Here is a 20,038-nt window from a genome sequence, read left to right on the forward strand (position 1 = left end):
CGTGAGCGGCAATCCCGGCGCTCACCGGCGCCGCCACTCACGACCCCGCCGCCCGGCCGCCGCGCACGAGCCTCAGCGCCACTCCGGCTTCCGCGACCGTCCGAGCAGCTCCGCGCCCGCCTGCCGCGGGTCGACGCCCTCGTGGCACACCCGGTACATCGCGTCCGTGATCGGCATGTCGGCCCCGTGCCGCTGCGCCAGTTCGCGGATCGACGAGCACGACGCGACGCCCTCCGCGACCTGCCCGCCGGTCGCCGCCTGTGCCTGCGCCAGCGTCTCGCCGCGGCCGAGCCGTTCGCCGAAGGTGCGGTTGCGCGACAACGGCGACGAGCACGTCGCGACCAGGTCGCCGAGCCCGGCGAGACCGGCGAAGGTCAGCGGGTCCGCGCCGAGTTTCGCGCCGAGCCGGGCCATTTCGGCGAGACCGCGCGTGATGAGCGTCGCCGTCGTGTTCGCGCCCAAGCCCATCCCGGCGGCCATCCCGCAGCTGAGCGCGATCACGTTCTTGCACGCGCCGCCCAGCTCGCAGCCGACCACGTCGGTGTTGGTGTAGGGCCGGAAATACTGGTTCGACGTCGCCTGCTGCACCNGCTGCACCGCTTTCGCCCGCTCGTGGTCGGCGCACGCGAGCACCGCGGCGGCGGGCTGCCCGTCGGCGATCTCGCGGGCCAGGTTCGGCCCGGACACCACGACGATCTCGCCCGGATCGACACCGGCGAGTTCGGCGATCACCTCGCTCATCCGCTTGAGCGTGCCCAGTTCCACGCCCTTGGCGAGGCTGACCAGGATCGCCTCGGGCGGCAGCAGCGGCCGCCAGCCGGTGAGATTCGCGCGCAGGCTCTGGCTCGGCACCCCGACCATCACCGCTTGCGCGCCGTCCAGCGCCTCGGCCGCGTCGGCCGTCGCGGTGATCCGTTCCGGCAACGACGTTCCCGGCAGATACGACTCGTTGGTGTGCCGCTCCCGGATCTCCTCCGCGACGCTTTCCCGGCGCGCCCACATCGTCACGTCCCGGCCCGCGTCGCCGAGCACCTTCGCGAACGCGGTGCCCCACGAACCCGCGCCGAGCACGGTGACTCGCTGCACGTCGGCGGCGAAACCCGCCATCAGGCACCGTCCTGCGGCTTCTCGGTCTCCGCCGCCGCGTCCGTTTCCGGCTTCTTCGCCGGCGGTTCCTCCTGCCGGATCTCGGCCAGCAGCCGGGTCACCTCGTCCATCAGCACCGCGGTGACCTCGCGCAGCAGCGAGGCGCTGCGCGGATTCCCGCCCCGGTACGCCGACAGGTCGATCGGGTCGCCGACCAGGTGCGTCACCGTCTTGCGCGGGAACGGGGTGAACTTCTTGGTGTAACCGTTGAAGATCTGGTTCGTGCCCCAGCGCGCGATCGGGATCACCGGCACGTCGTTCTGCAGCGCCAGCCGCGCCGCGCCGCTGTAGGCCTCCTTCGGCCAGCCCAGCGGGTCCTTCGTGATGGTGCCCTCCGGGTAGATCACGATGACCTTGCCCTCTTCGAGCGCCTGGTGCGCGGCCTTGAGGCTGTCGCCGGCCGCGCTCGACCCGCGCGCCACCGGGATCTGCCCGGACCCGGTCACGATCCGGCCGAAGACCGGCACGTCCTTGAGGCTCGCCTTGAGGAAGAACCGCGGCACCCGCTTCTGCCGGTGCACGAACACCGCGTCGACCGGCGGGTCCAGGTGCGAGATGTGGTTCATCACCAGCACCGCGGGCCCCTGCCGGGGGATTATCTCCGCCCCGAGGTACACCCGCTTGCCGATCGCGGTCAGCGGGTAGAACGCGGCGGCGGCCAGCCCCACCCAGAATCCGCCCTTCTCACGCCGTGCCACAGTTCTCCTCCTCGGGTCGCCTCTGCTCCGGGTGATCCTGCCGCGCGCCGGTTCGCGCAGTCCAGGGAGGGTGCGCTCACGCACGCGCGCGAGCGGTTTCGGGTAAAGATGGACAGGTGGACGCAGACCTGGTCATGCCGCTGAAACCGCCGGGCGCGGGCAAGTCCCGGCTGCGCGGCGCGGTCGCCGCGCACCGGCACGCCGAGCTGGTGCTGGCACTGGCCTGCGACACGCTGGCCGCGGTCACGTCGGTCGCCAGGGTCCGGCGCGTGCTCGTCGTCTCCTCCGATCCGGCCGCGCTGTCCGAATTGGCCGGTCTCGGCGTCGAGCTGGTCGCCGAGCCGGCGGGCGGCGGGCTCAACGAAGCGTTGCGCCACGGTGCGGAGCTGCTGCGCGCGGACGCGCCGGAGGGCGTAGTCGGCGCGCTCCAAGCGGATCTTCCGGCGTTGCGCGCGGTGGATCTGGAGCAGGCGCTGACCGAAGCCGCGGGCCGCCGCGCGGCGGTGTTCGACCGGCAGGGCACCGGGACCACGCTGTTGCTGTCCGCGCCGGGGAAACCGCTCGACCCGCACTTCGGCACCGGCTCCGCGGAACTGCATCGGACGTCCGGGGCGATTCCGCTCACCCAGGCATTGCCGTCGCTGCGCAGCGACGTCGACACCGAAGATGATCTGCGCCACGCCGCGCAGCTCGGTCTCGGCAAGCGCACCGCGGCATTGCTCCCGGCCGAACGGGCGCAATCGCGCTGACGTGTTCACTCGACCTTCATCGCGGCCTGCGCAAACCGCGGCTTCGTAGTGAACAATGGGCAGTGTGAGCACAGACGACGGCAGCACTCCGGCCCGGCGGCGCGTGAAGAGCGGCAGCAGCGCATCCCCCTCGTCCCCGGCCCCGCGCACCGCGGGCGGGAAGGCGGCCTCGCGCCGGAACGCCGACGCCGCGGCGGCCCGTCGGGCGAAACCCAAGGCGGCTCCGGCCGAAGACAACGCCAAACCGGCCAAGCGCAAAACCGCCGCACCGCCCGCTGCCGCCAAGGCCGCCGCGCGGCCGCGCCGGACCACGACCGAGAGCGGCGAGGAATTCCGCTCCGTTCCCTCGGCCCCGCCCGCCGTCACGTCCGCGCCCACCGCTGTCGAGTCGCTTCCCGACGACCGTTATTTCAACCGCGAGCTGTCCTGGCTCGACTTCAACGCCCGTGTGCTCGCGCTGGCCGAGGACGAATCGCAGCCGCTGCTCGAACGGGCCAAGTTCCTCGCCATTTTCGCGTCCAATTTGGACGAGTTCTACATGGTCCGGGTCGCCGGGCTGAAACGGCGCGACGGCACCGGCCTCTCGGTGCGCAGCGCGGACGGGCTCACCCCGCGCGAGCAGCTGGACTACATCGCCAAGCGCAACCAGGACCTGGTCGAGCGGCACACCGCCGCGTTCAAGGAGCACCTGCGCCCGCAGCTGGCCGAGCAGGACATCCGGATCGTCGACTGGGCCGACCTGTCCGGGGCCGACCAGCTGCGGCTGTCGAGCTACTTCTCCGAGCAGATCTTCCCGGTGCTCACGCCGCTCGCGGTCGATCCGGCGCATCCGTTCCCGTACATCTCGGGGCTGTCGCTCAACCTCGCGGTGACGGTGCGGGATCCGCAGGGCGGGCTCGAACGGTTCGCCCGCGTGAAGGTGCCGAGCAACGTGCCGCGGCTGATGCGCGTGGAAACCGAACGCGGCAACCGGTCCGCGACCTTCCTGCCGCTCGAGGAGCTGATCTCCGCGCACCTGAGCGATCTGTTCACCGGCATGGAGGTGACCGAGCACCACGTCTTCCGCGTCACCCGCAACGCCGACTTCGAGGTCGAGGAAGACCGCGACGAGGACCTGCTGCAGGCATTGGAACGCGAGCTGGCACAGCGCCGGTTCGGCCCGCCGGTGCGGCTGGAGGTCGCGCAGGACATGAGCGAGCACATGCTCGAACTGCTGCTGCGCGAGCTGGAAGTCGACCCCGAGGACGTCGTCGAGGTGCCCGGGCTGCTCGACCTCACCTGCCTGTTCCAGCTGTCGGCGGTGGACCGCAAGGAGTTAAAGGACCGGCCGTTCGTGCCCGCGACGCATCCGGCGTTCGGCGAACGCGAGACGCCCAAGAGCGTGTTCGCGACGCTGCGCGAGGGCGACGTCCTGGTGCACCACCCGTACGACTCGTTCTCCACGAGCGTGCAGCGGTTCATCGAACAGGCCGCGGCCGACTCGAAGGTGCTGGCGATCAAGCAGACGCTGTACCGGACGTCGGGTGATTCGCCGATCGTGGACGCGCTGATCGACGCCGCCGAGGCGGGCAAGCAGGTCGTGGCGCTGGTGGAGATCAAGGCGCGGTTCGACGAGCAGGCCAACATCACCTGGGCGCGCACGCTGGAGCGCGCGGGCGTGCACGTCGTGTACGGCTTGGTGGGCCTCAAAACGCACTGCAAGGTGTCGATGGTGGTGCGGCAGGAGGGCTCGACCATCCGCCGCTACTGCCACATCGGCACCGGCAACTACAACCCGAAGACCGCGCGGCTGTACGAAGACCTCGGCCTGCTCACCGCGGACCCGAGCATCGGCGCGGACATCACCGACCTGTTCAACGTCCTCACCGGCTACTCGCGCCAGGACACCTACCGCACGATCCTCACGTCGCCGCACGGCATCCGCCGCGGCATCGTGCGCGCGATCGGCGAGGAGATCGAACTCGCCCGCGCCGGGCTCGACGCGGGCATCCGGATCAAGTGCAACTCGCTCGTGGACGAGCAGGTGATCGACGCGCTGTACCACGCTTCGCAGGCAGGCGTTCCGGTCGACGTGGTGGTGCGCGGGATCTGCTCGCTGAAGCCGGGCGTCGAAGGGTTGAGCGAGAACATCCGCGTCCGCTCGATCCTCGGCCGGTTCCTGGAGCATTCGCGGGTGTTCAACTTCCGGGCGGGCGGGACGCACTGGATCGGCAGTGCGGACATGATGCACCGCAACCTGGACCGCCGGATCGAGGCGCTGGTGCGGGTCAAGGACCCGCGGCTGACGCGGCAGCTGGACGAGGTGTTCGATTCGGCGCTCGACCCGCACACGCGCTGCTGGGTGCTCAGTTCCTCGGGCGAATGGCAGCCGTTCCCGGCCGCCGGTTCGCAGGTGCGCGACCACCAGCTCGAACTCGCGAAGCTGCACGGGGCCGTCGGATGAGCGCGGACGTCCGGGCCGCCGGCGCGGTGCTCTGGCGCCGTGCCGGGGCGGGGATCGAGGTCGCCCTCGTGCACCGGCCCCGCTACGACGATTGGTCGCTGCCGAAGGGAAAGGTCGATCCCGGCGAGACGATCGCGGCCACCGCGGTGCGCGAGATCGCCGAGGAGACCGGTTTCCGCGCGGTGCTGGGTCGCTATGTCGCGCAGACGAGGTACGAGGTGCCCGCGAAGAACAACGGGCGGCTGCTGCGCAAGAGCGTCGACTACTTCAGCGGCGAAGCCGTTTCAGGAGCCTTTGCGCCCAACGAAGAGGTCGACGAACTGCGCTGGCTGGACCCGATCGCGGCCGAGCAGCTGCTCACCCGGCCGGCGGATGTCCGGGTGCTGCGCGAGTTCTGCGCCCTCCCGCCCGCGCCGACGACGGTGTTGCTGGTGCGGCACGCCAAGGCGGGCAAACGGGAGGACTGGACCGGCGACGACGACCTCCGCCCGCTGTCGGAGGCCGGTCAACGCCAGGCGGCCGCACTGCGAGACCTGCTGCCGCTCTTCGGCCCCGACCGGGTGTTCTCCGCGCCGCGGCTGCGGTGCGTGCAGACCGTCGGCGGCGTCGCGGACGCACTCGGCGTCGAGGTGCGGCACGAGCCGTTGCTGTCGGAGGAGGGCTACTGGCCCGACCCGCTGCTCGGAATCCGCCGCCTGCTGGCGATCGCGGCCGACGGGGGCACCCCGCTGATCAGCAGCCAGGGCGGGGTGATCCCGGACCTGGTGAGCGCGCTGGCGGACCGGGACGGCCTGGAACTGCCCGCCGCCCGCGACGGAGTGGTGCCGAGCAAGAAGGGCTCGCTGTGGGTCCTGTCGTTCTGCCCCGGCGACGACGGACCGGTTCTGGCGGGCGCGGATTACTACCCGAGCCCGCTGCCCGCTCCGGTGCCTACGGCAGGCTGATCTTTTGCCCGGTCCCGGCGTCGCTTCGGCGCGCCGGGCCCTTCTCGTCCCCATTCGGCGGGCCGCGGATTCTATAGAGACCGGTATTGCTCAGCGCTTATCCCCGCTCCCGGCATAACCGACGTCCGAGACAGCCGCGCGGGGTTTAATTACCCGCGGCGGGGATTTATCTCCGAGCGTCGGATTAGCCCTCCCGGACGGTGCGGCCGGGAATCCGACTGCCTTCCCGGACTGCCGCGAATCTGTTGTCTTATCAGCAATCCGGCGGGTTCTTTCCGGAGCCCGAACAGCCCGCCGACCTCGGGAAACGCCGTCTTCCCACGGCCCCGGCGCCATCCGGCCAGCAACCTCCGGAGAGGCTCCCCNGCCTGCCCCGCTGCCTCGCCTCGCCCGGAAACCCTGCGACCGCAACGGGGCCGGCCGCTCCACCGCTCGCCCAGCCTCGAAACCCGCTCGCCTGCTGCCGCTCGGCAGGTCGACGCCGCAATCGCCCCCGCAGCGCCGCCCTCCGCCGCAGCCCGTCCGCTAATCCGGGCGCGCCCCTCAGCCACCCACAACCCACCGTGCCAGCACCACGACCCCGCCCCTGCTCACCGCCAGCCGAAACCCCAGCCCCCGCAACACCGCACCGCTCCCCCCGCCAGCCAACCCCTGCCCACCGCACTCGCTCCGCCCGTTCAGCCGAAACCCCAGCCCCCGCAACACCGCACCGCTCCCCCGCCAGCCAACCCCTGCCCACCGCACTCGCTCCGCCCGTTCAGCCGATCAAGCTCAGGAAACGCGGCAGGGCCCCGACCTCGGGTGAGGTCGGGGCCCTGCCGCGAAGCAACGAATACCGGGGCTACTTCTTCTTGGCCGCCGAGGTGCGCTTCGCCGGGGCCTTCTTGGCCGCGGCCGTGGTCTTCTTCGCTGCCGCAGCGGTCTTGGCGGCAGGCTTGGCGGCGGCCTTCGCCCGCGTGGTGGTGGCCTTCGGGGCCGCCTTGGCGCGGGTGGTGGTCGACTTCGCGGCCGTCGCGCGCGTCGTCGTCTTGGCCGCGGCGGCCTTGGCGGGAGCCTTGGCCGCGGTGGCGCGAGTGCGCGTGGCAGCGGGCTTCGCCGCCGTGGCACGGGTGCTGCGCGTGGCGGTCGTCGAGGCGGCGCGGGTGGTCGTGGCGCGCGCGGTGGTGCCGGTGGCCCGCTTCGCCGCCGTGGCCTTCGGCAGCTTCTTCGAACCGGAAATCACGTCCTTGAACGTGGTGCCCGCGCGGAACGCCGGAACGTTCGTCTTCTTCACCCGCACGGCTTCGCCGGTGCGCGGGTTGCGCGCGGTGCGGGCGGCACGAGCGCGCTTCTCGAACACCCCGAAGCCGGTGATGTTCACCTTTTCGCCCTTGTTGACCGTCCGGATGATGATGTCGACGAGACCGTCGACGGCCTCCGAAGCAACCTTTTTGTCGCCCAGACGCTCCGACAGCGCCTCGATCAGCTGGGCCTTGTTGGCCATTCCAGTCCCTCCAAGAAGAACTCTTCGTCCACGGCCAGGTCGGCCGGCTAACGCACACGGTATTACCAACACAGCACAAATTCCAAACGGCACGCGAAATTTCCCTTGCGGCGGGAACGGTTCCGCCCTCCCGAAGGACCCGTTTCCGGGTTCGGGAGGCGCCGTTTGGCGTGGGCGAAGACGGGGCCCGCCGGGGCCGGACTCCCTTTCTGAGCAGGGAATCCGGCCCCGGCGGCGCGGGTCAGGAGGTCGCGGCGGGAAGCGTCGCGGGCTTCCACGAAGGGCGCTGGGACTCGAACGAGCCGATGTCCCCCGCGTGGCGCAGAGTCAGCGCGATGTCGTCGAGTCCTTCGAGCAGCCGCCAGCGGACGTAGTCGTCGATCTGGAAGGGCGCGGTGAAGTCCTTGGCCCGCACGGTCTTGGCTTCGAGGTCCACCGACACCTCGGTGCCGGGCTCGTTCTCCAGCAGCTTCCAGAGCAGTTCGACATCCGACTGCTCGCACTGCGCGGCGACGAGGCCGCCCTTGCCGGAGTTGCCGCGGAAGATGTCGGCGAAGCGGGACGAGATGACGACCCGGAAGCCGTAGTCCAGCAACGCCCACACGGCGTGCTCGCGCGACGAACCGGTGCCGAAGTCGGGCCCGGCGACGAGCACCGAGCCGCTGCTGAACGGTTCCTGATTGAGGATGAAGTCCTCCTGGCCGCGCCAGGCGGCGAACAGCCCGTCCTCGAATCCGGTGCGGGTCACGCGCTTGAGGTAGACGGCCGGGATGATCTGGTCAGTGTCCACGTTGGACCTGCGCAGCGGGACCCCGATCCCGGTGTGCTGGGTGAACGGTTCCATGGTGGGAGCTCCTCTCGGGGCGGTCAGGCGGGCAGGTCGGCGGGCGAGGACAGCGTCCCGCGCACGGCGGTGGCGGCGGCCACGAGCGGCGAGACGAGGTGCGTGCGCCCGCCCTTGCCCTGCCGTCCCTCGAAGTTGCGGTTGGAGGTGGACGCGCTGCGCTCGCCGGGGGCGAGCTGGTCCGGGTTCATCCCGAGACACATGGAGCAACCGGCCTGCCGCCATTCGGCTCCCGCCTCGGCGAAGATCCGGTCCAGTCCTTCCTCTTCGGCGGTCTTGCGCACCCGCATCGAACCGGGCACCACGAGCNCCACGAGCATCCGGACCGAATCGGCCACCTTGCGCCCGCGCAGCACCTCGGCCGCGGCGCGCAGGTCCTCGATCCGGCCGTTGGTGCAGGAGCCGAGGAACACGGTGTCCACCGCGATCTCGCGCAGCGGGGTGCCCGGCCGCAGATCCATATAGGACAGGGCCTTCTCGGCGGCGAAGCGCGCGTTCTCGTCGGGGATCGCGGCCGGGTCCGGCACCGAATCGCCCAGCGGCAGGCCCTGCCCGGGGTTGGTGCCCCACGTCACGAACGGAGTCAGCTGGTCCGCGTCGAGGTGGACTTCGGCGTCGAATTCCGCTCCCTCGTCGGTGCGCAGTTCGCGCCAGTTCGCCACCGCGGCGTCCCAGTCCTGGCCCTTCGGCGCGTGCGGACGGCCCTTGAGGTAGGCGAAGGTCGTTTCGTCCGGCGCGATCATGCCGGCCCGCGCGCCCGCCTCGATCGACATGTTGCAGATGGTCATCCGGGCTTCCATCGACAGCTCTTCGATGGCCTTGCCGCGGTACTCCAGGACGTAGCCCTGCCCGCCGCCGGTGCCGATTTTGGCGATCACCGCGAGGATCACGTCCTTCGCGGTGACACCCGGCTGGAGCGTGCCGTCGACGTTGATCGCCATGGTCTTGAACGGCCGCAGCGGCAGCGTCTGGGTGGCGAGCACGTGCTCGACCTCGGAAGTGCCGATGCCGAACGCCATCGCGCCGAACGCGCCGTGCGTCGAGGTGTGACTGTCGCCGCACACCACGGTGGTGCCCGGCTGAGTCAGCCCGAGCTGCGGCCCGATCACGTGCACGATGCCCTGTTCGGCATCGCCCATCGGGTGCAGCCGGACGCCGAACTCCTTGCAGTTGCGGCGAAGCGTGTCGACCTGGGTACGGGACACCGGATCCGCGATCGGGAGGTCGATGTCCACCGTGGGGACGTTGTGGTCCTCGGTGGCGATGGTGAGGTCGGGGCGGCGCACCTGCCGCCCGGCCAGCCGCAGTCCGTCGAACGCCTGCGGGCTGGTCACTTCGTGCACCAGGTGGAGGTCGATGTAGAGCAGATCCGGTTCGGCGCCTTCGCCTCGGCGCACGAGGTGGCTGTCCCACACCTTCTCCGCCAGCGTACGAGCCTTGCCGGTGGGGCTGGTCATCTCCGGCTCCTTCCACGGGATCGGCCGGGAGCACGGAACCCGGACGGTGCCGGTGAGGAGGGGGCAGCCGCGGCTGTCCGCGGCCCCGGGTTTCGTTTTTCCCAGATTCTGGACTTCCCACAGTTCGGGAAGATAGTATCGCGTCGTGGGACAGCATAGCGGTATCGGAGTACTGGACAAAGCCGTGGCCGTGCTGCAGGCCGTCGCCGAGGACCCGTGCGGGCTGGCGGAACTCTGCACGCGCACCGGGCTTCCTCGCGCGACCGCGCACCGGCTCGCGGTCGGGCTCGAAGTGCATCGCCTGTTGCGGCGAGGGCCGGACGGGCGCTGGCGGCCGGGCACCGCGCTCGCCGAACTCGCGGGCGGCTCGACCGACCCGTTGCTCGACGCGGCGAGTTCGGTGCTGCCGAAGCTTCGGGACATCACCGGCGAAAGCGTTCAGCTTTACCGGCGCGACGGTGTGCAGCGCGTGTGCGTTTCGACCGCGGAACCGCCGAGCGGTTTGCGCGACACGGTTCCGATCGGTTCGCGCCTGCCGATGACGGCGGGCTCGGGCGCGAAGGTCCTTGCCGCGTGGTCGGATCCGCACACGCAGCGGACGATCCTCGCCGACGCGGTCTACGGCGAACGCACCCTGCTCGAAGTGCGCCGCCGCGGCTGGGCGCAAAGCGTCGCCGAACGCGAGCCCGGCGTCGCGAGCGTTTCCGCCCCGGTGCGCGATTCCTCCGGCACGGTCGTCGCCGCGGTATCGGTCTCCGGCCCGATCGAACGCATAGGGCGCAAGCCCGGCGCCCGGTGGGCGGCGGATCTCCTCGCCGCCGCCGACGCGCTCCAGGAACGCCTCTGACGCCCGCCTCCCACCACGCGCCAACCCCCAGCCGCCTCTCCGCCGCCCCGGCGGGAGGCGGCCTTTTTTCGCATCGCGCCGCTCACCTGACGCGAACGCAATCGCCTCGACGCACGCGGCGGCTGGCCCCAAAGCGCCCGTCCCCACTGCCGCTTCACCGCACCGGGGAAGGCGGCCGTTCGCACAAACGATCCCCGCCGACGGGGCATACCGCGAACCCACTCCGCTCAACGCACCCCGCGACTGAGCCCAAAGCGCCGTCGAACGCGAAGCCGGGCGAAGGCCTTCACCCGGCGCGCGATTCCTCCGGCACAGCCGTCGCCGCGACAGCGGCCCGATCGAACGCACCGGACGCAAGCCCGCCCGGCGGACCTCCTCGCCGCCGACGCGCCCCGGGAACGTCGTTGCCGCCCGGCCCCCGCTCCGCCACGCCCGTGCGGGACAGTCTTTTTCGCGTGGTTTTCGATCGTCCTCAGTAGACCGTCCGGCCGCCGCAGGGGTCGTCCGAGCGGCCGCCCGCCACCCGGCCACGGAACCTCAAGAAATGGCAAAACCGCAGGACAGCGGGTGTCTACATGCGACTTTGCCGGTGCCGCAAGCACTCTCGCGGGTCTTCCGGCCAGTGAAAGAATCCGGCGCTCCGGGCCGCTCGCCCGCCGTCCGGTTACCCGACACGGCAACGAAAAAGGCAGGTCCCGATTGGACTTGCGAAGTCTATGGGTGATAATGACTGCGTTCGGCCTGTATGGCCGTATAAAACAAGTTCTGGTTGGAGGAACTGGAATGGCCAACAAGGCCCAGCTGATCGAAGCTCTGTCGGAGCGCATCGGCGACAAGAAGGCAGCCGCGGAAGCCGTCGACGGTCTCGTCGACATCATCATCCGCACCGTCCACAAGGGCGAAAAGGTCACCATCACCGGCTTCGGTGTCTTCGAAAAGCGCGCTCGTGCCGCCCGCACCGCGCGCAACCCGCGCACCGGCGAAGNCGACGACCACCACTCGCGCCAAGGCCACCGCCGCCAAGCCGGCCGCCACCCGCACCCGCGCCGCCGCGGCCAAGGCTCCCGCCAAGGCCACCGCCGCGAAGGCCACCACCCGCGCCAAGGCGACCGCCACCAAGGCCACCGCGGCCAAGGCGGCTCCGAAGGCCACCACCACGCGGGCGAAGGCCGCCGCCAAGCCGGCCGCCAAGAAGACCACGGCGACCGCGAAGAAGGCTCCGGCCAAGCGCACCTCGGCCGCGAAGAAGAAGTAACTCCGGTTCTCCGGAATCTGACGGCAAGCCCCGCCCGGCTTCTCCCCGGGCGGGGCTTGCCGCATCTCTGCCCTTTTTTCCCGCGCCGCATGCGCTGCCCGGCATTCGGGGCAACCAGCGCGCCGGCGAAGACCCCCGCGCCGATTCCGAAGCGGCAGCGGAGCGTCCGGCCGACCGCCGCCAAGATCCGTTGGCACGCTTGCCCGCCCGGATCTCGCCGACCGCGAAGGGGCAGCCAGCACGGCCGCCGGGCCTCGACGGCGGCATTGTCCCCGCCGGACCACACCCGCGCAGCGCGAAGGAAATCGAGGAAACACCGCAGCGTTTTCCCGATCACACCGGCCATCTAGCAGCCGTCTCCAGTCGATCATCTGTTCCCCCAGGCAACTGCGAACACCCGCGCGAAGCAGGCTCCGGGGTTTCCTTGCTGTGTCCGGCCCGGCACCATGAGTGGCCGGCAGGTGTCCGCGATCACCCAGGCCACGCAGGGTCCACAACAGACTTTCGGGTTGTTATGCGAACGTGACAACCACGCACTGTCGCCACCGGTAATCCAGTCGGGCGAACCGGCGAATCCGGACTGGTTTCGCCAGCGCACACCGGCTTTCCCCGCTGCCGCACCGGTGTCTCGCGAGCGCGCGCACCGTGCCGGCGAAAGTGGGTGCCGGGCCACGAAAACCGGCTGTCGCCGGTGAACCGGTCGCGCGATCGGCTCCGATCAGTGTTGGTCTATGCAATCATGTCGCCCGGCAAGGACCCCGAATGCGAGAACATGAGACGACTGTGCCGATAGTTCGTGTGGAGAAGCTGTACAAAGTGTTCGGCCGGCGGGCGGAAGAAGCGGTCGGCAAGCTGGAGAACGGAGCCGACCGCGCCGAGTTGGAGCTGCCCGGCGTGACCGCGGCGGTGATCGACGCCTCCTTCACCGTGGAGCGCGGTGAGATTTTCGTGGTGATGGGACTGTCCGGTTCGGGCAAGTCGACCCTGCTGCGCACGCTGAACGGATTGCTCCCGGCCACCTCCGGGCAGGTGCTGGTGGACGACATCGACCTGACCGACAAGTCCGCGGCGGAAGTTCGCGAGCTGCGCCAGCGGCGGATGAGCATGGTGTTCCAGCACTTCGCGCTCTTCCCGCACCGCACGGTCGCGGAGAACGTCGCCTACGGGCTGAGCGTGCAGAACGCTCCGCGCGAGCGGCAGCGCGAACGCACCGCCGAAGCGCTGGAGATGGTCGGGCTCACCGGATGGGAGGACCGGTTGCCCGGTCAGCTTTCCGGCGGGATGCGCCAGCGCGTCGGCCTCGCCCGCGCGCTGGCCGCGGACACCGAGATCCTGCTGATGGACGAGGCGTTCAGCGCGCTGGACCCGTTGATCCGCAAGGAGATGCAGGACCAGCTCCTGATGCTGCAGCGGCAGCTGGGCAAAACGATCGTGTTCATCACCCACGACCTCAACGAGGCGATGCGCCTCGGCGACCGGATCGCGATGATGCGCGACGGCCGGATCGTGCAGGTCGCGACCGCGCAGGAGATGCTCACCGAACCGGCCGACGAATACGTCGCGAAGTTCGTGCGCGACGTCGACCGCAGCCGGGTCCTCGCCGCGTCCGCCGTGATGGCGCCCGCGGAAATCTCGTTCACCCCGGCCACGACCGTCGCCGAAGCGCTGGAAACGATGCGCCGGAACGAACTCTCCGGCGTGCTGGTGACCGAGGACGGCAAGTTCGCCGGCGCGGTCGACCGCCGCACGGTGCGCGAGGCCGCCGACCGCGGCACGGAAACGATCGCCGGAATCGTCGACCGTTCCGCCGCGCGCACCAGCCCGGAAACCCAGATGGCCGAGCTGTTCGGCCACGCCGCTTCCGCGCCCGCGCCGCTCGCGGTGGTCGACGCCGAGGGCGCGCTGCTCGGCGCGGTGACCCGCGAGGCGCTGCTGAACGCGCTGAGCACAGGAGAAAACGACGCACAGGAGGTGAGCGCCCGTGTCTGACAACGTCCTCGTCGGCGATCTGCCGCAGATTCCCGTCGGCACCTGGTTCAAGGCGATCATCGACTGGCTGCAGGGCAACATCGGCCCGTTCTTCGACTTCGTCGAAACCGTCGTCAACGGTGCGATCACCGGGCTTTCCTCAGCGCTGACCTGGGCGCCGTGGCCGGTGCTGCTCGTGCTTTTCGCGGCACTCGGCTGGTGGCTGCGCGGCTGGAAGTTCGGCCTCGGCTCCGCGATCGGGGTNGGCTCGGCGATCGGGTTCGCGCTCATCGACAGCCTGCGCGAATTCCCCTCCGCGATGCAGACGCTGTCGCAGGTGCTGATTTCCGGCGTGGTCGCGGTGGCGATCGCGGTGCCGGTCGGGATCGCGGCCGCGCGCAACGAAACGGTGAGCCGGATCGTGAAGCCGGTCCTCGACTTCATGCAGACGCTGCCCGCGTTCGTGTACCTGATCCCGGTCATCTTCTTCTTCTCGATCGGCGCGGTGCCGGGAGTGGTGGCGACCGTCGTGTTCTCGCTGCCGCCGGGCGTGCGGCTGACCGAACTCGGCATCCGCCAGGTCGACCCCGAAATGGTCGAGGCGGGCGAGGCGTTCGGCTCGCCGCCGCGGCGGATCCTGCGGGAGATCCAGATCCCGCTCGCGATGCCTTCGATCATGGCCGGGATCAACCAGATCATCATGCTGTCGCTGTCGATGGTCGTGATCTCCGGCATGGTCGGCGCGCCGGGACTCGGCGCCGAGGTCTACGCCGCGGTCACGAGCCTCAAGCTGGACCTCGGATTCAACGCCGGAATCAGTGTCGTGGTGCTCGCCATCTACCTCGACCGGCTCACCTCCTCGCTCGGGGCGCGCTCGGCGGTGGGCCGCGCCCTCCGCCGGGCCGACGCGGCCTGATCCCCCTCCACCGCAACGAGAAAGGACGAACGAGTGCGCACATCGAAACGCTTCGGCCGGATCATCGCCATGGGCGCCGCCGTGACGGCCCTGGTCGGCCTCACCGCGGCGTGCGGCGGCCGGGAGTCCCAGTCGGGCAACAGCCAGGAAGCCAAGAGCGTCACGATCGGCTACATCAACTGGGACGAGGACGTCGCCCTCACCAACCTGTACCAGGCGGTGCTGGAGGACAAGGGCTACCAGGTCAAGACGCAGATGCTCGACGTCGGCCCGATCTACGCGGGCCTCGCGAAGGGCGACGTCGACCTGTTCCTCGACTCGTGGCTGCCCGCGACGCACAAGCAGTACTGGGACCAGTACCACAACCAGCTCGAAGACCTCGGCGTCTGGTACGACAAAGCGACGCTCAACCTCGCCGTGCCGGACTACGTGAGCGACGTCAACAGCATCGCCGACCTCAAGGACAAGGCGAGCATGTTCGGCGGCAAGATCACCGGCATCGAGGCGAGCGCGGGCGAGACGGGCATNCGGGCATCGTGCAGAAGGACGCGATCCCGCAGTACGGCCTCGACGGCGCGATGACCCTGCAGAACTCGTCGACCACCGCGATGCTGGCCGCGCTCGACAGCTCGATCAAGGCGAAGAAGCCGATCGTCGTGACGCTGTGGCACCCGCACTGGGCGTACTCGCGCTACCAGCTCAAGGATCTGCAGGACCCGAAGGGCGCGATGGGCAAGGGCGAGCAGATCCACGCGCTGGGCCGCAAGGGCTTCGAGAAGGACTTCCCGGCGCTCGCCGGCGCGGCCAAGAAGCTGAAGATGTCCGACGAGGACCTCGGTTCGCTCGAGGACGCGATCCAGAAGGCCCCGAAGGGCCAGGAAAAAGCCGCCGCCAAGCAGTGGGCGGATCAGCACAAGCAGTTCGTGGACCAGGCTTTCGCCGGTCTCTGAGCAAGCAGCGGAACGACCCCGCCTCCCGTTCGCCGGGAGGGCGGGGTCGTTTCTTTTTCCCCCGGCGGGGCAGTCGGGGTGGCCCGATTCCCCTTGATTCGTTGCCCAGCACCGTTATCGAGCGGAATCCACCGCACGATGCGGCACACTGGACACATGTCTCGCGCGCCGATCTCTGCCCGCACCGACGTACCCGACGACGTCGACGCGGTCACCGAAGCCGTGCTCACCGCTTCCCGGCTGCTCGTCGCGATGTCCGCGCGGTCCATCGCCTCCGTGGGCGACCTCGTCACGGTGCCGCAATTCCGGCTGCTGGTGGTGCTGCATTCCCGCGGCCCGCTGAAACAGGCCGCGCTCGCCGACCATCTCGGCGTCACGCCGTCCACCGCGAGCCGGATGATCGACCGCCTGGTCGCCGTCGCGCTGGTCGCCCGGCTGGGCAATCCGTCGTCCCGGCGCGAGGTCGTCATCGAACTCACCCGGGAAGGCGACCGGATCGTCCGCGTCGTCACTCAGCGGCGACGTCGCGAAATCGCCGCCATCGTGGAGAAAATGCCCGAATCGGCCCGCCGCGGCCTGGTCGGCGCGCTGACCGCGTTCGCCGAAGCCGGCGGCGAACCGCCTGCCGGAAGCCCGGCCGACGCCGTCTGGGTCTAGGTCTCCGCCGCCACCGCGCGCATCCCGTCGGTCACTTCTTCCGCAGACGGGGCCTCCTCCGGGTCGAGCAGCCACTGCACCATGAGCCCGATCACCAACGCGCTCTGCACCGCCCCGCCGACCCCGGCCCGCGCCTCCCGCAGCCCCCGCACGAGATGCCTGCGCACGTCCGGTGACCGCTCGGCCCGCACGAGCGCTTCAAGCTGCGCGACCCACAGCGCCCGGTGCTCGCCGAAGCTGCCGATCAGCCGTTTCAGCCCCTGCTCGGACAGGTCGAACGACGAATCCGCGACCTGACCGCCCAGTTCGTCGACCGCCGCGACCAGCGCCTGCGTCAGCAACGCGTCCCGCGACCCGAAGTGGTAGCCGATCGCCGCGTGACTGACCCCCGCCGCGGCCGCGATGTCGCGCACCGTCGTGTTGCCCCAGCCCCGCTCGATCAGGCAGCGCTTCGCCCCGGCCAGCAGATCCTCGCGATTACCCATGGCGCACAGCCTAGCCGATCTCTTGTCCAGATGGTTTATCCAGATGGTTTGACCAAATGGACAAACCTCGGCTACGGTCTCTCCCATGACCTCCTCGAACGTCCTGATCTCCGGTGCCGGCGTGGCCGGCACCACCCTCGCCGAGTTCCTCACCCGCTCCGGCCACCGCGTGACGATCGTCGAACGCGCCCCCGCCCTCCGGCACACCGGTTACGCCGTGGACTTCCGCGGCGCCGCTTTCGATGTCCTGTCTGAGCTGGGCATCCTCGACGACGTCCGCCGTCACGACACGAAGATGACCGGCACCGCCATCGTCGACCGCGACGGCGTCCAGGTAGATCTGCTTCCCGCTGAAGCTTTCGCGGGCGAGCTGGAGGTGCCGAAACACGTCCTGAACGAGCTGCTGTACGACCTGACTGCCGATCATGTCGAGTACCGCTTCGACACCTCGCTCACGTCGCTGACGCAAACTGAGGCCGCCGTAACCGCCGAACTGACCGATGGTTCCACGGAGACCTACGACCTGGTCTTCGGCGCGGACGGCGTGTACTCGAAGGTCCGCCAGCTGGCCTTCGCCCCGCACTCAGATGTGTTGCAGCACCTGGGCCTCTCCGGCGCGGGCTTCACCATGCCGAACTTCCTGGACCTGGACCACAGCGGTCTCCTCCGCGCCGCCGACGGCACCGCGGTCTACCTGTTCAGCTCAGCGGACCCAGACCGTCTCACCGTGAGCCTGTCCTTCGGAACGACTTCGGGAGCCCTGGACCGTCTCCCCCGCGCCGACCAGGAAGCAGCGACACGCGCCGCCTTCGCCGGTGACGCTTGGCACACGCCTCGCCTGCTGGAGGCGATGTCGGAGGCTTCGGATTTCTACTTCAGCTCAAGCACGCAGGTGCAGCTGGACCACTGGTCGACCGGCCGGATCGCCCTGGTGGGAGACGCCGGGTACTGCGCCGCGCCCACGGCGGGCATGGGCACCTCGCAGGCCCTGCTCGGCGCCCGTTCGCTGGCCCGGCACCTGACGGACGCCGCTTACCCGGAGGCGTTCGCCGAGTACGAGGCCGAACTCCGGCCGTACGTGACCGAAAACCAGGCGAATGGCCGTTCGGCGGCAGCGATGTTCGGCGGCGCGCGGGATTGATCCCGGCTTTGCGCTCACCGCCGCCGGTTTACCGCACGGCACTTCGGGTTTCCCGGCAAATACACCAAAGCCCGGTTGATCTGTGATGATCAACCGGGCTTGCTGTACCCCCGATGGGATTCGAACCCACGCTACCGGCGTGAGAGGCCGGCGTCCTAGGCCGCTAGACGACGGGGGCTTAGGAACTTCCCCGTTTCCGGGGCTTTTCTTGCGAGAGAACTTACCAGAAGCGATTTCGCACTTCCGAGAGGGGGTCCTCTCCGCAGCTGGGGTACCAGGACTCGAACCTAGACTAACTGGACCAGAACCAGTCGTGCTGCCAATTACACCATACCCCAGTGAGGTACTTTCCCGGTTGCCCAGGTCAGTGCCGCACGAGAAGAAATACTAGAACATCCCGCCGCGGACCGTCGCAGCGGGGGTCCCCGCCGCCCGCGGGGCAGGCACGCCGACCGTCGTGTACTCCGAAACGAGCAGCTCAGGAAGCTCGTCGAGCCCGGCCACGGTGTGCACCCCCTCCGGAGCCCGCTCGCCGGTGCGGCTGGTCCCGTCGCGGTCGAGCCAGATCGCGCCGAGCCCGGCGTCGAACGCGCCGATCGCGTCGGTGTCGAGCTTGTCCCCGACATGCACCGTGCGCTCCGGCGGGCAGTCCAGCGCCAGGCACACCGAACCGAACATGACCGGATCGGGTTTCGCGACCCCGACCTCGCCCGCGATCGCGACATGATCGAAAAACGGCGCGAGCCCGAGTTCCGCGATTTTCCGCCGCTGATGGACCCCTGAGGCGTTCGTCACCGCGGCCAGCCGAAGCCCCGCGGCACGCAGCCATTCCAGGCAAGGAAGAACGTCGTCGAACAACCGCCAGGACCGCGCCAAAATCTCCCGCCGGCGCGCCTCGAACGCGCTCACTTGCGCGGAGTCGCCGAAGATCCCCAACTCGGCGAGGAAACATTCAGTACGCCGGTGATGCATGACGTCGTAACCGAGTTTCCCGGCGACAACGAGCGCGACGTGCTCCTCGGTGATCAAATCCCACAACGGCCAAAGGCCGTCGCGCCCGGTGAGCGCGTGCAGCGTGCGCCGGATCGCGGCGGTGCAGTCGATCAACGTGTCATCGATGTCGAGGCAAACCAGACTCAACTCAGGAGGCGCCCACGGTTCGCGACCGGCAGCGGCCGGCGGGGCAGGACGAGCACGCGACAGAGCGGCCGGGGCGAAATCCACCCCGTGAGGCTAGGGCACTCGCCGCGTTCGCAACGCGGCCAAAAAGGTGATTACCCCAGAGCCGTTGCCGCTGACCGGCTCTACCCCCGGTGCGCAAAGTACCCACCCGGTGACGTTCACCACCGTCCCGGAGGGCCGAGCGGGTGAAACCCGCTTACTCCACACTCCCCCGAACCCTAACCAATTCCCAACGACCCCCACCGCGGCCCGCACCGCCGCCACCCCGTGCCCCCACCGAGAAACCGTTTAGCCACAACCCTTTCCCCACCACAGAGTCGATGCCCCCGCAGCCCCGGCTGCCCTCAAAGCACCAACAACCACTCATAAGTTCCACGACCGAACCAATCACCCGAAATCCTTTCCGGAAATACCGCCGCCCCACCCTTTCCGACCAGATGGCGACGTCCCCTCATCCCGCCGGAGATCCACCTGCGTGCACTACGCGCCTTTACGCAAACTCCCCACATTCTGGTCTCCCGCCGACTACCTCAACTCGGCTGTCGGCACCAGCCAGTCGCCCATCCCTTCCCATCCCCTCCCGTCTCTTCCGAAAGCACCGCACCCGCCGATCCTCACCACGATCCGCAGTGGGCAAACATGCTCGCGGTCCCGCCTTCGCTGCCTATCACACCTGAAGCACCCCTTTCCCGCTCTCCGCTCCTTGTTCCGCGCTCCGGCTTCCCGCCTCCATCTCCGGTTCCCCTGCCTCACCTCGCATTGGCCCCCTTCTCTCGTCCGCCCCTTCTCTCGTCCGCCCTCTCTGCCCCGCCCTCTCTGCCCTCTCCTTCTCTGCTCGCTCTCTCCTTCCCTTCTCTGCTCGCTCTCTCCTTC

General features: G+C 69.6%; 17 protein-coding genes, 2 tRNA genes and 1 pseudogene. 11 read left to right on the forward strand and 9 right to left on the reverse strand.

Features of this window, described 5'->3' with window-relative positions; genetic code table 11:
- Nucleotides 1-72 precede the first annotated feature (72 nt).
- Together A4R44_RS20665 and A4R44_RS20670 are read right to left on the reverse strand one after the other, a co-directional pair.
- Complete coding sequence (locus A4R44_RS20665) at nt 73-1,107, reverse strand: NAD(P)H-dependent glycerol-3-phosphate dehydrogenase (protein ID WP_067583124.1); 1,035 nt, start codon at nt 1,105-1,107, stop codon at nt 73-75.
- Nucleotides 1,107-1,844: a 1-acyl-sn-glycerol-3-phosphate acyltransferase gene (locus tag A4R44_RS20670; protein WP_067583127.1), complete on the reverse strand. Its 738-nt coding sequence runs from the start codon at nt 1,842-1,844 to the stop codon at nt 1,107-1,109. Before A4R44_RS20670 ends, A4R44_RS20665 begins: the two co-directional genes overlap by 1 nt.
- A gap of 116 nt (nt 1,845-1,960) precedes the next feature.
- On the opposite strand from A4R44_RS20670, the gene cofC reads away from it, so the two are divergent.
- The 3 genes from cofC to A4R44_RS20685 are packed head-to-tail and all read left to right on the forward strand — an operon-like array spanning nt 1,961 to nt 5,980.
- The gene (gene cofC, locus A4R44_RS20675) at nt 1,961-2,593 is read left to right on the forward strand and encodes a 2-phospho-L-lactate guanylyltransferase (protein ID WP_067583130.1); all 633 of its coding nucleotides are present in this window, start codon (nt 1,961-1,963) and stop codon (nt 2,591-2,593) included.
- A gap of 55 nt (nt 2,594-2,648) precedes the next feature.
- Nucleotides 2,649-5,036 (forward strand): RNA degradosome polyphosphate kinase, encoded by a 2,388-nt coding sequence (locus tag A4R44_RS20680; protein ID WP_198545375.1) that lies wholly within the window; start codon nt 2,649-2,651, stop codon nt 5,034-5,036.
- Nucleotides 5,033-5,980, forward strand: a complete 948-nt coding sequence (locus A4R44_RS20685) for an NUDIX hydrolase (RefSeq protein WP_067583133.1) — start codon at nt 5,033-5,035, stop codon at nt 5,978-5,980. Before A4R44_RS20680 ends, A4R44_RS20685 begins: the two co-directional genes overlap by 4 nt.
- An 841-nt stretch (nt 5,981-6,821) precedes the next feature.
- On the opposite strand, the gene A4R44_RS20690 is transcribed toward A4R44_RS20685, so the two are convergent.
- The 3 genes from A4R44_RS20690 to leuC form a co-directional block, all read right to left on the reverse strand.
- Entirely contained in the window at nt 6,822-7,463 is a 642-nt protein-coding gene (locus A4R44_RS20690; protein WP_067583135.1) for an HU family DNA-binding protein, read from the reverse strand.
- Between the two features lie 241 nt (nt 7,464-7,704).
- Nucleotides 7,705-8,307: a 3-isopropylmalate dehydratase small subunit gene (gene leuD / locus A4R44_RS20695; protein WP_067583138.1), complete on the reverse strand. Its 603-nt coding sequence runs from the start codon at nt 8,305-8,307 to the stop codon at nt 7,705-7,707.
- Between the two features lie 23 nt (nt 8,308-8,330).
- Nucleotides 8,331-9,764, reverse strand: a complete 1,434-nt coding sequence (gene leuC / locus A4R44_RS20700; protein ID WP_067583140.1) for a 3-isopropylmalate dehydratase large subunit — start codon at nt 9,762-9,764, stop codon at nt 8,331-8,333.
- A gap of 145 nt (nt 9,765-9,909) precedes the next feature.
- Between leuC and A4R44_RS20705 the strand changes: the two genes are divergently transcribed.
- From A4R44_RS20705 to A4R44_RS20730, 7 genes and pseudogenes are all read left to right on the forward strand, one after another.
- Entirely contained in the window at nt 9,910-10,611 is a 702-nt protein-coding gene (locus A4R44_RS20705; RefSeq protein ID WP_009074079.1) for an IclR family transcriptional regulator, read from the forward strand.
- A gap of 783 nt (nt 10,612-11,394) precedes the next feature.
- Nucleotides 11,395-11,866 (forward strand): annotated as a pseudogene (locus A4R44_RS45950) (HU family DNA-binding protein).
- Nucleotides 11,867-12,628: 762 nt separating this feature from the next.
- Nucleotides 12,629-13,855, forward strand: coding sequence for a glycine betaine/L-proline ABC transporter ATP-binding protein (locus tag A4R44_RS20715; protein ID WP_198545376.1), 1,227 nt, complete (start codon nt 12,629-12,631; stop codon nt 13,853-13,855).
- A complete protein-coding gene (locus A4R44_RS20720; RefSeq protein WP_067583146.1) occupies nt 13,848-14,750 on the forward strand; it encodes a proline/glycine betaine ABC transporter permease in 903 nt (300 codons plus the stop codon). Before A4R44_RS20715 ends, A4R44_RS20720 begins: the two co-directional genes overlap by 8 nt.
- Before the next feature lie 33 nt (nt 14,751-14,783).
- Entirely contained in the window at nt 14,784-15,332 is a 549-nt protein-coding gene (locus tag A4R44_RS51765) for a glycine betaine ABC transporter substrate-binding protein (RefSeq protein WP_255366149.1), read from the forward strand.
- Entirely contained in the window at nt 15,287-15,700 is a 414-nt protein-coding gene (locus A4R44_RS51770; RefSeq protein ID WP_255366150.1) for a glycine betaine ABC transporter substrate-binding protein, read from the forward strand. The genes A4R44_RS51765 and A4R44_RS51770 overlap by 46 nt, the downstream gene beginning before the upstream one ends.
- Before the next feature lie 156 nt (nt 15,701-15,856).
- Nucleotides 15,857-16,357, forward strand: a complete 501-nt coding sequence (locus tag A4R44_RS20730; RefSeq protein WP_067583148.1) for a MarR family winged helix-turn-helix transcriptional regulator — start codon at nt 15,857-15,859, stop codon at nt 16,355-16,357.
- Here A4R44_RS20730 and A4R44_RS20735 read toward each other — a convergent pair.
- Entirely contained in the window at nt 16,354-16,842 is a 489-nt protein-coding gene (locus A4R44_RS20735; protein ID WP_067583151.1) for a TetR family transcriptional regulator, read from the reverse strand. The genes A4R44_RS20730 and A4R44_RS20735 overlap by 4 nt on opposite strands.
- Nucleotides 16,843-16,927: 85 nt before the next feature.
- On the opposite strand from A4R44_RS20735, the gene A4R44_RS20740 reads away from it, so the two are divergent.
- Complete coding sequence (locus A4R44_RS20740) at nt 16,928-17,983, forward strand: FAD-dependent monooxygenase (protein WP_067583153.1); 1,056 nt, start codon at nt 16,928-16,930, stop codon at nt 17,981-17,983.
- 105 nt (nt 17,984-18,088) lie between these two features.
- On the opposite strand, the gene A4R44_RS20745 is transcribed toward A4R44_RS20740, so the two are convergent.
- The 3 genes from A4R44_RS20745 to A4R44_RS20755 all read right to left on the reverse strand — a co-directional run bounded on the left by A4R44_RS20745 (nt 18,089) and on the right by A4R44_RS20755 (nt 19,207).
- Nucleotides 18,089-18,161: transfer RNA gene (locus A4R44_RS20745), tRNA-Glu, on the reverse strand.
- Between the two features lie 88 nt (nt 18,162-18,249).
- A tRNA-Gln gene (locus tag A4R44_RS20750) sits at nt 18,250-18,321 on the reverse strand.
- A gap of 49 nt (nt 18,322-18,370) precedes the next feature.
- Nucleotides 18,371-19,207 carry an HAD family hydrolase gene (locus A4R44_RS20755; RefSeq protein WP_067583156.1) on the reverse strand — a complete coding sequence of 279 codons (837 nt, stop codon included), beginning with the start codon at nt 19,205-19,207 and terminating at the stop codon, nt 18,371-18,373.
- Between the last annotated feature and the right edge of the window lie 831 nt (nt 19,208-20,038).

The sequence above is a fragment of the Amycolatopsis sp. M39 genome (genome assembly GCF_001651785.1).
Lineage (GTDB): Bacteria > Actinomycetota > Actinomycetes > Mycobacteriales > Pseudonocardiaceae > Amycolatopsis > Amycolatopsis rubida.

Coding starts and splice junctions, on each gene's coding strand:
- A4R44_RS20680 (WP_198545375.1), top strand. CDS start 2,649: ATGGGCAGTGTGAGCACAGACGACGGCAGCACTCCGGCCCGGCGGCGC.
- A4R44_RS20685 (WP_067583133.1), top strand. CDS start 5,033: ATGAGCGCGGACGTCCGGGCCGCCGGCGCGGTGCTCTGGCGCCGTGCC.
- A4R44_RS20690 (WP_067583135.1), bottom strand. CDS start 7,463: ATGGCCAACAAGGCCCAGCTGATCGAGGCGCTGTCGGAGCGTCTGGGC.
- leuD (WP_067583138.1), bottom strand. CDS start 8,307: ATGGAACCGTTCACCCAGCACACCGGGATCGGGGTCCCGCTGCGCAGG.
- A4R44_RS20715 (WP_198545376.1), top strand. CDS start 12,629: ATGCGAGAACATGAGACGACTGTGCCGATAGTTCGTGTGGAGAAGCTG.
- A4R44_RS20730 (WP_067583148.1), top strand. CDS start 15,857: ATGTCTCGCGCGCCGATCTCTGCCCGCACCGACGTACCCGACGACGTC.
- A4R44_RS20735 (WP_067583151.1), bottom strand. CDS start 16,842: ATGGGTAATCGCGAGGATCTGCTGGCCGGGGCGAAGCGCTGCCTGATC.
- A4R44_RS20740 (WP_067583153.1), top strand. CDS start 16,928: ATGACCTCCTCGAACGTCCTGATCTCCGGTGCCGGCGTGGCCGGCACC.